Origin of the sequence: Methylobacterium brachythecii (assembly GCF_014196345.1) — a bacterium.
GTDB classification, from domain to species: Bacteria; Pseudomonadota; Alphaproteobacteria; order Rhizobiales; family Beijerinckiaceae; genus Methylobacterium; species Methylobacterium brachythecii.
Window position 1 is genome coordinate 95,929 of the sequence record NZ_JACIDN010000006.1, and the last position, 12,151, is coordinate 108,079.

The 12,151-nt window shown below is 67.7% G+C and carries 15 protein-coding genes and 1 tRNA gene; 8 read left to right on the forward strand and 8 right to left on the reverse strand.

Annotated elements, in window-relative coordinates:
* Positions 1-201 precede the first annotated feature (201 nt).
* On the reverse strand, positions 202-882 hold the full coding sequence (locus GGR33_RS16475) for a J domain-containing protein (protein ID WP_183507164.1): 681 nt from the start codon (positions 880-882) through the stop codon (positions 202-204).
* A 142-nt stretch (positions 883-1,024) separates the two neighbouring features.
* On the opposite strand from GGR33_RS16475, the gene GGR33_RS16480 reads away from it, so the two are divergent.
* Positions 1,025-1,309, forward strand: coding sequence for a BolA family protein (locus GGR33_RS16480; protein WP_183507166.1), 285 nt, complete (start codon positions 1,025-1,027; stop codon positions 1,307-1,309).
* Positions 1,310-1,319: 10 nt separating this feature from the next.
* Positions 1,320-1,742 carry an alternative ribosome rescue aminoacyl-tRNA hydrolase ArfB gene (arfB, locus tag GGR33_RS16485; RefSeq protein ID WP_183507168.1) on the forward strand — a complete coding sequence of 141 codons (423 nt, stop codon included), beginning with the start codon at positions 1,320-1,322 and terminating at the stop codon, positions 1,740-1,742.
* Positions 1,743-1,861: 119 nt separating this feature from the next.
* Here the strand turns inward: arfB and GGR33_RS16490 are convergent, their stop codons facing one another.
* On the reverse strand, positions 1,862-2,800 hold the full coding sequence (locus GGR33_RS16490) for a class I SAM-dependent DNA methyltransferase (protein WP_183507170.1): 939 nt from the start codon (positions 2,798-2,800) through the stop codon (positions 1,862-1,864).
* Positions 2,801-2,850: 50 nt separating this feature from the next.
* Between GGR33_RS16490 and GGR33_RS16495 the strand changes: the two genes are divergently transcribed.
* The 3 genes from GGR33_RS16495 to GGR33_RS16505 are packed head-to-tail and all read left to right on the forward strand — an operon-like array spanning position 2,851 to position 6,208.
* The gene (locus GGR33_RS16495; RefSeq protein ID WP_183507172.1) at positions 2,851-3,909 is read left to right on the forward strand and encodes a ligase-associated DNA damage response exonuclease; all 1,059 of its coding nucleotides are present in this window, start codon (positions 2,851-2,853) and stop codon (positions 3,907-3,909) included.
* Positions 3,906-5,741: a cisplatin damage response ATP-dependent DNA ligase gene (locus GGR33_RS16500; protein WP_183507174.1), complete on the forward strand. Its 1,836-nt coding sequence runs from the start codon at positions 3,906-3,908 to the stop codon at positions 5,739-5,741. Before GGR33_RS16495 ends, GGR33_RS16500 begins: the two co-directional genes overlap by 4 nt.
* Positions 5,738-6,208 (forward strand): secondary thiamine-phosphate synthase enzyme YjbQ, encoded by a 471-nt coding sequence (locus GGR33_RS16505; RefSeq protein ID WP_183507176.1) that lies wholly within the window; start codon positions 5,738-5,740, stop codon positions 6,206-6,208. The genes GGR33_RS16500 and GGR33_RS16505 overlap by 4 nt, the downstream gene beginning before the upstream one ends.
* A 116-nt stretch (positions 6,209-6,324) precedes the next feature.
* Here GGR33_RS16505 and GGR33_RS16510 read toward each other — a convergent pair whose 3' ends face one another.
* The 5 genes from GGR33_RS16510 to GGR33_RS16530 all read right to left on the reverse strand — a co-directional run bounded on the left by GGR33_RS16510 (position 6,325) and on the right by GGR33_RS16530 (position 8,462).
* Complete coding sequence (locus GGR33_RS16510; protein ID WP_183507178.1) at positions 6,325-6,549, reverse strand: hypothetical protein; 225 nt, start codon at positions 6,547-6,549, stop codon at positions 6,325-6,327.
* 135 nt (positions 6,550-6,684) lie between these two features.
* Positions 6,685-7,407, reverse strand: coding sequence for a 7-cyano-7-deazaguanine synthase QueC (queC, locus tag GGR33_RS16515; protein ID WP_183507180.1), 723 nt, complete (start codon positions 7,405-7,407; stop codon positions 6,685-6,687).
* Entirely contained in the window at positions 7,394-7,750 is a 357-nt protein-coding gene (gene queD / locus GGR33_RS16520) for a 6-carboxytetrahydropterin synthase QueD (protein ID WP_183507182.1), read from the reverse strand. Before queD ends, queC begins: the two co-directional genes overlap by 14 nt.
* 75 nt (positions 7,751-7,825) lie before the next feature.
* Positions 7,826-7,901 (reverse strand) — tRNA-Ala (locus tag GGR33_RS16525).
* 183 nt (positions 7,902-8,084) lie between these two features.
* Entirely contained in the window at positions 8,085-8,462 is a 378-nt protein-coding gene (locus tag GGR33_RS16530) for a TIGR02300 family protein (protein ID WP_183507184.1), read from the reverse strand.
* A 207-nt stretch (positions 8,463-8,669) separates the two neighbouring features.
* Here GGR33_RS16530 and aroA point away from each other — a divergent pair, with 207 nt between their 5' ends.
* The 3 genes from aroA (at position 8,670) to GGR33_RS16545 (ending at position 11,072) form a co-directional block, all read left to right on the forward strand.
* On the forward strand, positions 8,670-10,019 hold the full coding sequence (aroA, locus tag GGR33_RS16535; protein ID WP_183507186.1) for a 3-phosphoshikimate 1-carboxyvinyltransferase: 1,350 nt from the start codon (positions 8,670-8,672) through the stop codon (positions 10,017-10,019).
* A 4-nt stretch (positions 10,020-10,023) separates the two neighbouring features.
* Complete coding sequence (gene cmk / locus GGR33_RS16540) at positions 10,024-10,656, forward strand: (d)CMP kinase (protein ID WP_183507188.1); 633 nt, start codon at positions 10,024-10,026, stop codon at positions 10,654-10,656.
* 185 nt (positions 10,657-10,841) lie between these two features.
* Positions 10,842-11,072: a DUF6894 family protein gene (locus tag GGR33_RS16545; RefSeq protein WP_183507190.1), complete on the forward strand. Its 231-nt coding sequence runs from the start codon at positions 10,842-10,844 to the stop codon at positions 11,070-11,072.
* Positions 11,073-11,427: 355 nt separating this feature from the next.
* On the opposite strand, the gene GGR33_RS16550 is transcribed toward GGR33_RS16545, so the two are convergent.
* Complete coding sequence (locus GGR33_RS16550) at positions 11,428-12,090, reverse strand: Crp/Fnr family transcriptional regulator (RefSeq protein WP_246413197.1); 663 nt, start codon at positions 12,088-12,090, stop codon at positions 11,428-11,430.
* Positions 12,091-12,151 lie beyond the last annotated feature (61 nt).

Consider the following 12,151-nt stretch of genomic DNA (forward strand, 5'->3'; position numbering starts at 1 on the left):
TGGCCTCTTCGGGGCGCGTGCGCCCGCGTCAATCGCTGGCTTGCGCCTGGCTCTAGGACAGGCCGCTGGACGGAATATCGATGCCTTCCTTAGTCGCCGGGTCCGGCAGCCGCCAAGGGGGCTGGCCGGATATAGTTCCCGGCGACGGGATTGCCGCCCCCCGTTGGGTAGCATCCTTCATGCCGTGGGCGCGCGCCTCGATCAGCAGAGGTTGGCGGCGCGCAGCACGTCGTGGGCGCGGATGATGTCGCGCAGCCGGTCCTCGAAGGAGCGGTCGCCGCCATTGGCGTCGGGGTGGAAGCGCTTCACCAGGGTCTTGTACTGCGCCTTGATCGCCGCCGTGTCGGCCGTCTCGTCGAGGCCGAGCACGTCGAGCGCCTTGCGGGCAGCAGGCGAGAGGCGAGGGCGCATCGGTTCCGGAGGGGCACGGCGCTCCTTGCCGGCGACGCCAGCGGCCCGCAGCACACCGAGCGGGTCGGCATAGGCCCAGTCGCGTTCCGTCTCGGGCTTGCTCTTGTCCGCCGCGCGGCCACCGGTGCCCATCGACCAGGTCGGCCGATGGCCGATGATCGCGTCCTTCTGGAAGGCCTGGACCGCGTCGTCGTTCATGCCGTCGAAGTAGTTGTAGGAGGCGTTGTAGGCGCGCACGTGATCGATGCAGAAGCGAAGGTACTCGCCCTCGTGCTTGCGGCCCTTGGGGGCGCGGTAGAGGCCGGGATGCTCGCAACCGGGCACCTCGCAGAGCGCGTCGGCCGCAGCTTTGCCGGCCGCGCCTTTCCTGCCGCCGCCCTTGCCCGCGCCAGTCTTGCCCGAGTCGGCATTCGGGTCGTCGCATTTGGGCTTGATGCGGATGCTGTCGAACAGCGGCGAGTTGAGATCCATGACGACGCGATTATGAGGGGGTGGACCGGAGACACAAGTCCGACGGGCCTGATGACGCATGCGCCGTTTCGGGCTTGACGGCCACGGGCACCGATCGCCCCCGGTTCGGATCAGCCGGCGCGGCAGGCAGTTGGAGACGACGATGAGCGGCCAGGGCACGCTGAAGGACTGGATCGGACAGAGGCTGCAGGCGGAACTCGCGCCGACCCATCTCGACGTGGTCGACGAGTCCCACATGCATGCCGGCCATTCCGGCGCGCGGCCGGGCGGCGAAACGCATTACAGGGTGGATGTGGTCTCGGCCGCCTTCGAAGGGAAGAGCCGCGTCGAGCGCCATCGCCTCGTGAACGGCATGCTCGCACCGGCCTTCGAGCGCGGGCTCCACGCGCTCGCGCTCAAGGCCCGCACCCCGGCCGAAGCCGGCTGACGCCCTGCCGATGGCGCTCCAATGCACGCCGCAGATCGCCATCGACGAGGCCGAGCTCGAAGAAAACTTCGTGCGCGCCTCCGGGCCGGGCGGCCAGAACGTCAACAAGGTAGCGAGCGCGGTGCAGCTGCGCTTCGACGTGCGGCGCTCGCCCTCCCTGCCGAACGCGGTCGCCGTTCGGCTGATGAAGCTCGCGGGGCGCCGGCTCACCGATGATGGCGTGCTGGTGATCGACGCACGTCAGCACCGCACCCAGGAGCGCAACCGCGCCGACGCCCGCGACCGTCTCGCCGCCCTCGTCGCCGAAGCGGCGGTGCCGCCGAAGCCGAGGCGCGCGACGCGGCCGACGCTCGCATCCAAGACACGTCGGCTCGAAACCAAGAGTCGGCGCGGCGCTGTCAAGCGCATGCGTGGCGATACCGGCGGCGACTAGCCTGTCACGGACGACCGGGCGCGCACTCACGCAATCCCTTCCCGGACGCTTGAAGCGTCGGGGGAGTGGGGTCTGATCAATCCGGAGAAGGTTGCGAACCTAAACCGCGATCTGCCGCCTCAAACGGGCTTGCGCAACACCGCGATCCGCCCCGGTACGTCCCGTCCGCGCTGCCGCCTGACGGCCGCCTGGGAGAGGAAGGCGACGTCGAGCCCAGCACGCCTGACGGCCTCGCACAGATGGGCGTCGCCATGCGCGTAGCGACCATCCGGCCCGAGCACGACGCCGTCGCCGTCATGCGACTGGATCGAGACGGCCGCGAGCGCGCCCGGCTGCAGCACGCGGCCGATCGCCGAGAAGACCGAGGTGAGATCGGGTAGATAGATCAGCACGTCAGCCGCGATCGCAAGGTCGGCGCTCTCCGGCGGCTCCTCTGCGAGGAACACCGTCAGCTCGCCCTCGCAGAGCCGCGCGTAAAGCCCGCTGCGGCGCGCAAAAGCCAGCATTTCCGGTGAGAGGTCGACGCCGGTCAGCGACCCGACGCGCCCCGCAAGCGCGCGTCCCATCAGTCCAGTTCCGCAGCCGAGATCGAGCGCCGTCTCGAATCGGGGTCGAGCATCGCGCAGGGCGTCGAGCGCCTCGATGATCAGTTCCGGTCCGCGATAATGCAGATCGTCGACGAGGTGCCGCTCGAAGCGCGCGGCGTAGCCGTCGAAGAGCGCCCGCACATAGTCCGGCGTGATCGCGGCCAGGGCGTCGCCCGTGCCGAGATCGGCGAGGTGAAGTCGCGCTCCGAGGGCGTCGTCCGGGTCAATGTCCAGTGCCTTGGCATAGGCCGCCCGGGCGGCCTCCTCGGCGGCAGGCTCGTTCGAGGCCAGGAACAACGCCTCGCGCGCCCGGCCGAGCAGGAACCAAGCGGGAGCGTATCGCGGCGCGATCTCGATGGCCTGCTCCGCCATCTCGGCGGCAGCCCCAGCCTCTCCCTCGGCGAGACACGCCTCCGCATAGGCGAAGCGGCGGTCGGCCAGTAGGTCTCCGGAAGAGCGTTGGCGAGACATGGTGTCTGAGGCGGGATGCTGAGGGGTGGCCGCCACCTATATCCGTATCGATGCCGATCAGCGCTTCTGAATTGCTCACCCTGACACGCGAGGGCCTGTACTGCCCGCTCGGACGCTTCCACGTCGATCCGACCTGGCCCGTGGAGCGCGCGCTGATCACCCACGGCCATGCCGACCATGCGCGCTCGGGGCACGGCGAGGTGCTCGCCACGCCGGAGACGCTGCGGATCATGGCCGTGCGCTACGGCGAGGATTTTTGCCGGTCGCGGCAGGAGGCATGCCTCGGCGAGCCGATGCGGATCGGCGATGTGACGGTGCGCTTCGCACCCGCCGGGCACGTGCTCGGATCGGCGCAGATCGCGATCGAGAAGGACGGCAAGCGCATCGTCGTCTCGGGCGACTACAAGCGCGCGCCGGACCCGACCTGCCTACCGTTCGAGGTCGTGCCGTGCGATGTCTTCATCACCGAAGCGACCTTCGGCCTTCCGGTCTTCGTGCATCCCGACACCCGCGGCGAGGTGAGGAAGCTGCTCGACTCGGTCGCGTTGTTTCCCGAGCGTGCGCACATCGTCGGCGCCTACGCGCTCGGCAAGGCGCAACGGGTGATGGCCCTGCTTCGCGAAGAAGGCTGGGACCGGCCGATCCACCTGCACGGCGCGATGGAGAAGCTCACCGAACTCTACAAGCAGGAAGGCATCCCGCTCGGCGAGACGCCGAAGGTCGTCGCCGCCGAGCGCAAGGACCTGCACGGTGCCATCGTGATCTGTCCGCCGTCCTCGATCCAGGACCTGTGGGCGCGAAAATTTCCCGATCCGGTGACGGCCTTCGCCTCGGGATGGATGCGGGTGCGCGCTCGCGCCCGCCAGAAAGGCGTCGAGCTGCCGCTGGTGATCTCCGACCATTCCGACTGGCCTGACCTCTGCCGCACCATCCGGGAAATCGGGGCGGAGGAGGTTTGGGTGACGCATGGGCAGGAGGATGCGCTCGTCCACTGGTGCGGCACGCAGGGCATCAAGGCCAAGCCGCTGCACATGCTGGGCTATGGCGATGATGGCGAGGCCGAGCCCGATCCTGGCGCGAAGCCGGAGATGGAGGAGGCCTCGGCGTGAACGATTTCGCCCACCTCCTCGACCGCCTCGCCTACGAGCCTCGCCGCAATGCCAAGCTGCGCCTGTTGAAGGACTTTTTCACGAGCACACCCGATCCGGAGCGCGGCTGGGCGCTCGCGGCGATGACCGGGAATCTGAGCTTTCGCGAGGCCAAGCCGGCGATGATCCGGGCGCTCGTGGAAGAGCGGGTCGACCCGGTGCTGTTCGGACTATCGCGGAATTACGTGGGCGATCTGGCGGAGACGGTGGCGTTGATCTGGCCCACCCCGACCGTCATTCCCGGGCGGCGCGAAGCGTCGAACCCGGAATCCACGACTGGCCACGACGGCACGAGCCGCATTCCGTCACGGGTGGATCCCGGGTTCTCGCCTTTGGCGAGCCCCGGAATGACGGGGGAGAGGCGGGACGCCGGCCCCGGCCACAACAATCCGCCTCCCGACGTCCCGACCCTCTCCGACGTCGTCGAAACCCTCGCCACGACCGCTAAGAAAGACCTGCCCCGCCACCTCGCGAACTGGCTCGACGCCCTCGACGAGACCGGACGCTGGGCGCTTCTCAAACTCGTCACCGGCAACTTGCGCGTCGGCGTCTCGGCCCGGCTCGCCAAGACGGCCGTCGGGGCGCTCGGCGGCCACGAGCCCGACGCGATCGAGGAGGTCTGGCACGGGCTGGAGGCGCCCTACGAGAGCCTGTTCGCCTGGGTCGAGGGAAGGGGAGAGCGGCCCGAGACGCTGAACCCGGCCCCGTTCCGCCCGCCGATGCTCTCGCATCCGATCGAGGAGGAGGCGGACCTCGACAAACTCGATCCGGCGGCCTTCTCGGCCGAGTGGAAATGGGACGGCATCCGCGTGCAGCTCGCGGGTGGCCGCGACCGGGACGGGCGGCAGGTCGCCAAGATCTATTCGCGGACCGGCGAGGACATCACCGGCGCCTTCCCCGATCTCGCCGAAGCGATCACCTTCGAAGGCGCCATCGACGGCGAGTTGCTGATCCTGCGCGAGCACCGCGTGCAGAGCTTCAACGTGCTGCAGCAGCGGCTCAACCGAAAGGCGGTGACGCCGAAGCTGCTCGAAGAGTTTCCAGCGCATGTGCGCGCCTACGATGTCTTTGCCGACGAGGGCGAAGACCTGCGCGCGCTGCCGTTTTCGGAGCGGCGTAAGGCCCTCGAAAAACTGATCGGACATCTCGACCACGCCCGCATCGATCTCTCCCCGATCGTGCCGTTCGCGACATGGCCGGACCTCGCGGCGGCGCGGGCCGACCCGGCTTCGGCCGGAGCCGGCGAAGATGCCGACGCGATCGAGGGCGTGATGCTCAAGCGGCTCGACAGCGTCTACCAGCCCGGCCGGCCGAAGGGTCCGTGGTGGAAGTGGAAGCGCGAGCCGTTCGTCGTCGACGCGGTGATGATGTACGCCCAGCGCGGCCACGGGAAGCGCTCGTCCTTCTATTCGGACTACACCTTCGGCTGCTGGCGGGAGGGCGAGGCTGGCGCGGACGAGCTCGTCCCGGTGGGAAAAGCCTATCACGGCTTCACCGATGCCGAGTTGCAGAAGCTCGACCGCTACGTCCGCAACCACACCACTAAGCGTTTCGGCCCGGTTCGCGAGGTGGCCTATGGCCGCGAGGCCGGCCTCGTGCTCGAGATCGCCTTCGAGGGCGTGCAGCGCTCGACCCGTCACAAATCCGGCGTGGCCATGCGCTTCCCCCGCGTCAGCCGCATCCGCTGGGACAAGCCGCCAGCCGAGGCCGACCGGGTTGAGGCGCTGGAGCGGATCCTCGAACGCGGCGAGCGCGAGATCGCGCCGGGCGAGAGCATGGAGACGGATGCATGAGGCCAGCGGGCAAGGTCGGTGCGATCGAGGGGTTATCGAGCGGCGCGGCCGAGCGACAGGCCAGCGCCAGGCTCACGGTCTCGACGCCGGGCCAGGGATTTACGGACATCACCGACGCCGTCGCCGATTTCGTGCGCCAGAGCGCCCTGCGCGACGGCCTCGTCACGGTGTTCTGCCGGCACACCTCGGCCTCGCTGACCATTCAGGAGAACGCCGATCCGGACGTGCGCACTGACCTGCTCAGCTCGCTCAACAGCCTCGCCCCGCGCAATGCCGGCTGGGTGCACGGTATAGAGGGGCCGGACGACATGCCGGCTCATATCCGCACCATGCTTACCGATTCCGGGCTGAGCGTGCCGGTGGTGGACGGACGGCTCGGATTGGGAACATGGCAGGGGATCTATTTGATCGAGCACCGGGACCGGGGGCATCGACGGGAGATTCTGCTTAACGCGATCGGTCGGTAATTCAGAGTTCGGAGCCGGTCGTCGGACCGCGAGGCTCGGATGCTTTAGCCAATCGGCGATACGGCTTCGCCGGCGACGGCCCTTCGAGGAGTCCGTCGCCGGCGAGTGTCCGACAGTTAGCGGTTGCGGTGCTGGTCGCGGGCGGCGTCGTGCGACTTCATCGCGGTGAAGGTCGCGCTGTCCCGGTCGTACCGGCTAATCGCAGGACCGTTGGGGGCCGTGGCGCCGTAGGTCGGCACCTCGAGCTGGGCGCCCCAGACGTTGATCGTGCGAGTCTGCGCGAGAGCGCCGCCAGCCGAACCAACGGCAAGTATAGCAGCGATGACGATGGACTTGATCATGATGTAATCTCCTGAGTTTGGCCTGCGCTTCGGTATTGTTCGCAGATACTCAGGATTTCGGCCGACCTCACGCCAGGTTACGTCGAAGATTTCATTCGCGTGCGGTAGCACACACGCGCATTTGAAGCCTCAGGATCAGTCGCAGGCCGCCGCTACGAACGCGGTGTAGCCCTTCGCCCGCAGCACGCAGGCCGGGCAGGTCCCGCAGCCATAGCCCCAATCGTGGCGTTCGCCGCGCTCGCCGAGATAGCAGGTATGGCTGCCCTCGACGACGAGGTCGACGAGCCGCTGGCCGCCCAATTCCTCGGCTAGTCCCCAGGTCGCGGCCTTGTCGAGCCACATCAACGGCGTGTGCAGCACGAAGCGCCGCTCCATGCCGAGGTTGAGGGCAACCTGCAGCGCCTTGATCGTGTCGTCGCGACAATCCGGGTAGCCGGAATAGTCGGTCTCGCACATGCCGCCGACGATGTGGCGCAGGCCGCGTCGATAGGCGAGGGCGGCGGCGAAGGTCAGGAAGACCAGGTTGCGGCCCGGCACGAAGGTGTTGGGCAGGCCGTCCGCCGACATGGCGATCTCGGTGTCGCGAGTCAGCGCGGTCTCGGAGACGGCGCCGAGCGCGGGGAGGTCGATGGTGTGATCGGGTCCGAGACGGCGCTCCCAGCTCTCGTCGATCCGCCCGAGTCCGCTGCGCAGATTTTCGCGACAGTCGAGCTCGATCCGATGGCGCTGGCCGTAGTCGAAACCCAGCGTCTCGACGCGGGAGAACCGCTCCAGCGCCCAGGCGAGACAGGTCGTCGAATCCTGGCCGCCCGAAAAGAGGACCAGCGCGCCGTCGTCGCTCGGATCAGTCGCCGTCATACTCCGCCCAGGATAGCGGCGTCTCCATCACCTTCACGGAGGAGAGGCCCGGCAGCACCGGCTTCGTCTTATGCCAGATCCAGGCCGCGATGTGCTCGGCGGTCGGATTCTCCAGCCCCTCGATCTCGTTGAGGGTGTGGTGGTCGAGTCGCTCCAGGATAGGCTTGAACGCGCTCTCGACGTCGTAGAAGTCGATCACCCAGCCGCTCTGCGCATCCACCGGCCCCGAGACCGTGAGCTCCACGCGGTAGGAATGCCCGTGCATGCGCGAGCAGCGATGCGTCTGCGGGACGTTCGGCAGGCGGTGGGCCGCCTCGAAGGTGAAGGCCTGGGTGATCTTCATCGTGTCTCGTCCGGCGCGCGCGTCTCGATCGCGGCTGTGGCACCTGAACTCAACGACGAGCTTACTGAAGGAAAATGGTGGAGCCTAACGGGATCGAACCGATGACCTCTTCCATGCCATGGAAGCGCTCTCCCAGCTGAGCTAAGGCCCCACTTGTATCCGAAACGGTCTGGTACGGTCCGTTTCGGAGAAACCTCCCGGCGGTCGGCCCACCGGGGAGGGCGGTTCTATAAGCGGAGGTTTGCCGGGACTCAAGCCCCTTCTCCGCTCCTTTTTTCACCCCTGACAGGTGTGTCGTCAAGGCATCAGGGGCGAGGACGCCAGCGATGGCCGATCAGTTGTCGTCGTCGTTGTCGTCGTCGTTCTCGACGAGATCCGAAACGTCGTCGTCATCCTCCTCTTCGAGGAAGGTGTCGTCGTCGCTGCCCGAGGAGCTGCTCTCCTCGTCTTCACCGTCGTCGCCGTCGACCTTGGCGTCGCTGTCCTCGCTCGCCTCGGCCTCATCGAGGGACACGACCTCCGGACCCGTCTCGTCCTCGTCCTCTTCGTCGTCGTCCTTGCGGTTGACGACCGGCGCCGAGCCGCGGCCGGCAGCTGCCATCTGGAAGACCGTGCCGCATTTCGGGCAGGTCGCCGGATCGCGGGACAGGTCGTAGAACTTCGCGCCGCAATTCATGCATTGGCGCTTGATGCCGAGTTCCGGTCGGGCCACGGGGGGGAACCTCTGGAGGTCGTGTAGGGGGGAGCGCGGCCCCGTTAGTCGGCTCCTGCGAGCATGTCAAATGCCATCGCAACCAAGAGGCCCGTCGCCGGCGGTGCCGACACGTGGCGCGGGCCGGATGACGTGCGGTCGCCCCCATGGTAACCGGCCCCTTCCCGGGGATGCCCCCAATCCCCAAACAGCCCCTCAGCCCCGCCCGTGTCGCACGCCTCAGAGCCTCAGCCCGTCACAGCCTCGCCCGGAACGCCGCTGCGCGGCGCCCTGCGGCCGCCGGGCGACAAGTCGATCTCGCATCGGGCGATGATCTTCGGATTGCTCTCGATCGGGGAGACGCGGATCGAGGGCCTGCTCGAAGGCGATGACGTGTTGCGCACCGCCGACGCGGCGCGGGCTCTCGGCGCCTCGATCGAGCGGCTGGGCGAGGGACGCTGGCGGGTGAAGGGCGTCGGCATCGGCGGCCTGAGCGATCCGGAGGGCGTGCTCGATTTCGGCAATGCCGGCACCGGTTCTCGGCTGATGATGGGCGTGGTCGGCGGCCAACCCATCACCGCGACGTTCGACGGCGATGCCTCCCTCCGCAAGCGCCCGATGCGCCGCATCCTCGACCCGCTGCTGCGGATGGGCACGCAGATCGTCTCCGAGGCCGAGGGCGGCCGCGTGCCGCTGACCCTGCGCGGCCCGGCGGAGGCCATTCCGCTCACCTATGAGACGCCGGTGGCCTCGGCGCAGATCAAGTCCGCGGTGCTGCTCGCGGCGCTGAATGCGCCCGGCATCACCACGGTGATCGAAGCGGCGGCCACGCGCGACCATACCGAGCGCATGCTGCGCCTGTTCGGCGCCGAAGTCGCGGTGACCCCGCACGGTCCCGGCGGTCACGGCCGCTCCATCGCGCTCACCGGCCAGCCGACCCTGCGCGGCACCGATGTGATCGTGCCGGCCGACCCGTCCTCGGCAGCCTTCCCGCTGGTGGCGGCGCTGATCGTGCCCGGTTCGGAGGTGACGATCCACGGCGTGATGATGAACCCGCTGCGCATCGGCCTCATCACCACGCTGCTGGAGATGGGCGCCGACATCGAACGCCTGAACGAGCGCGAGGAAGGCGGCGAGACCGTCGCCGACCTGCGCGTTCGCGCCAGCCGCCTCAAGGGCGTCGACGTCCCGGCCGAGCGCGCGCCGGCGATGATCGACGAATACCCCGTGCTCGCCGTCGCCGCCGCCTTCGCGGAGGGCACCACGCGCATGAACGGCCTGCACGAATTGCGCGTGAAGGAATCCGACCGCCTGGCTGCGGTCGCCGATGGCCTCGCCGCGAACGGCATCGACTACGTGATCGAAGGTGACGACCTGATCGTCCAAAGTGACGGAAGCGCGCCGCGCGGCGGCGGCACCGTGGCGACGCATCTCGATCACCGCATCGCCATGTCCTTCCTGGTGCTCGGCTTGGCGAGCCGCGAGCCCGTCACGGTCGATGACGGGGCGATGATCGCGACGAGTTTCCCGAGTTTCACGCCGAGCATGACCGCGCTCGGCGCCGCGATTTCGGGCTAGGCCGATGCCGCTGGTGATCGCCATCGACGGGCCGGCCGCCTCGGGCAAAGGCACGCTCGCGCGGCGTCTCGCCGTGCATTTCGGGCTGCCGCATCTCGATACGGGGCTGCTCTACCGAGCGGTGGCCCTGCTGATGCTCGATGCCGGAATCGATCTCGGCGACGCGAACGAGGCCGCACGCACGGCCTCCAGCCTCGTCGCCGACCAGCTCGCCGACCCGCGCCTGCGCGAGCGGGCCATGGGCGAAGCAGCCTCACGGGTCTCCGGCATCCCGGACGTGCGAGCGGCACTGCTGTCCTGGCAGCGCCGGTTCGCCTCCGACGAGGCGGGCGCCGTGCTCGACGGGCGCGACATCGGTACCGTGATCTGCCCCGATGCACGGGTGAAGCTGTTCATCACGGCCTCGCCCGAGGAGCGCGCCCGCCGCCGGCACCGCGAACTCACCGGCCGCGGCGAGGAGACCACGCTCGCGGCGATCCTCTCTGACATTCGGGCCCGAGACGAACGAGACAGCTCCCGCAGCGCCGCGCCGCTCAAGGCCGCGGAGGATGCCGTGATCATCGACACCACCGAACTCGATGCGGACGAGGCCTTCGCCGCCGCCCGTCACGTCGTGGAACGCGCTCGCGAGCATTGAGCCCGGATCGAGCGAGTGCCTGGACACTCGCTAGGGTTGCCGTCGATCGTCGCGCCGCGTTCGCCACCGGAAAGATTGCGCACGAGCTTTCCAATCCGGCCAAGCTTGCGCTAAGTTTTTTGACACGTGTCCGGCTCGTCCAGCACGTGATAGCGCAAAGTCGGCAAATAAACGGGGAGCTGGCCTTGAGCCGCTATTTCTTCGACATTGACGACGGCTCGGTCATTCACGACGAAATCGGTCGCGAAATCCGCGATGATCGGACGCTGCGGCGCGAGGCGCTCGGCGTCGTGACGGCTCTGATGGCCGCCGAAGCAGAAGATGCCAAAGAAACAACCCTCGTCCTCTCGGCAAGAGATGAAGCAGGCAAGCTTTCTCTCAAGGTTCGGATGGTGTGTCAGGTCGAGGAGCTGTAACGGAAGAAGGTCGCGCGCGCTTCAATTCGAGAGCGACCATGTCGAGTAGCACGCGAAGCCTAAAATTGCCGTCTGAGCGAAATCTTTCGCGGATTTTTTCGATCTCTGCAACGGTTTCTACTACAAGCTGATCTTCAACGTTGGACACGGCTTGCCCTCCGCAAGATCCTGGCCCTCGGCAACAATACCAAGACTATAGGACATCAACGTAAGATGTATATGCAGAGATCGTGAAATGTCGGATACCCGACATAGCGGCTACTGAAGATTGCGACCTGAATACTCCATTTGCAGCGCTTGCATCTCAAGGGCGAAACAACCCTAAGATACTATCTAAGGTAGTGCAATCGGTCGGTCACTCTGCCTCGATCAGCCGCGCATACTCGGCTTCTGGCAAGCCGTAGGAGGTGCCGGCGACTGCTTCCAACCCGCGCCGATCCACCACGTGAATGCGGCCGCGCCGCGCCTTGATGAGCGCGCGACCCTCAATCATCTGGATCGCCACCGTCACACTGGACCGCTGGACACCGAGCACCACGGCCAGGAATTCGTGCGTCACGGCGATGTCGGAGCCGCCGAGGCGGTCCTGGCACATCAGCAGCCAGCGGGCGAGGCGCGCTTCGAGGTTGTCGGTGAGGTTGGTACGGGCCGTCTGCGCCGTCTGAATGTAGAGCGTATGCACGAAGGTGAGCAGCAGCCGACGCAGCGTCGGGCTCCGATCCACGGCCGTCTCAAGCGCTTCCAAGCGGATTCGGTAACCGCGCCCGGCGGCCTGGACGACCGACGTGTCGGGCGTCCGGTCGATGCCGAGCAGTGACGGCACCGCGCCGACCAAGCCCTCGCAGCCGAGCAGGGCTATCTCCACCTCGCCACCGCTCCTCCCGGTGACGACGGAAACGAAACCGCTCTCCGGGAAGACCAGTTCGCGGATCGGCTGGCCGGGCTCGATCAATACCTGACCGCGATCGAGCGGAACCGGCACGAGGCTGGGAACGAGCAGGGCGAGGTCCGCCGCCATGCACCGCCCGAGCAACCGGTTCCGATATGGTCCCTCCGTGGCCACCGGGGCACTTTCCATG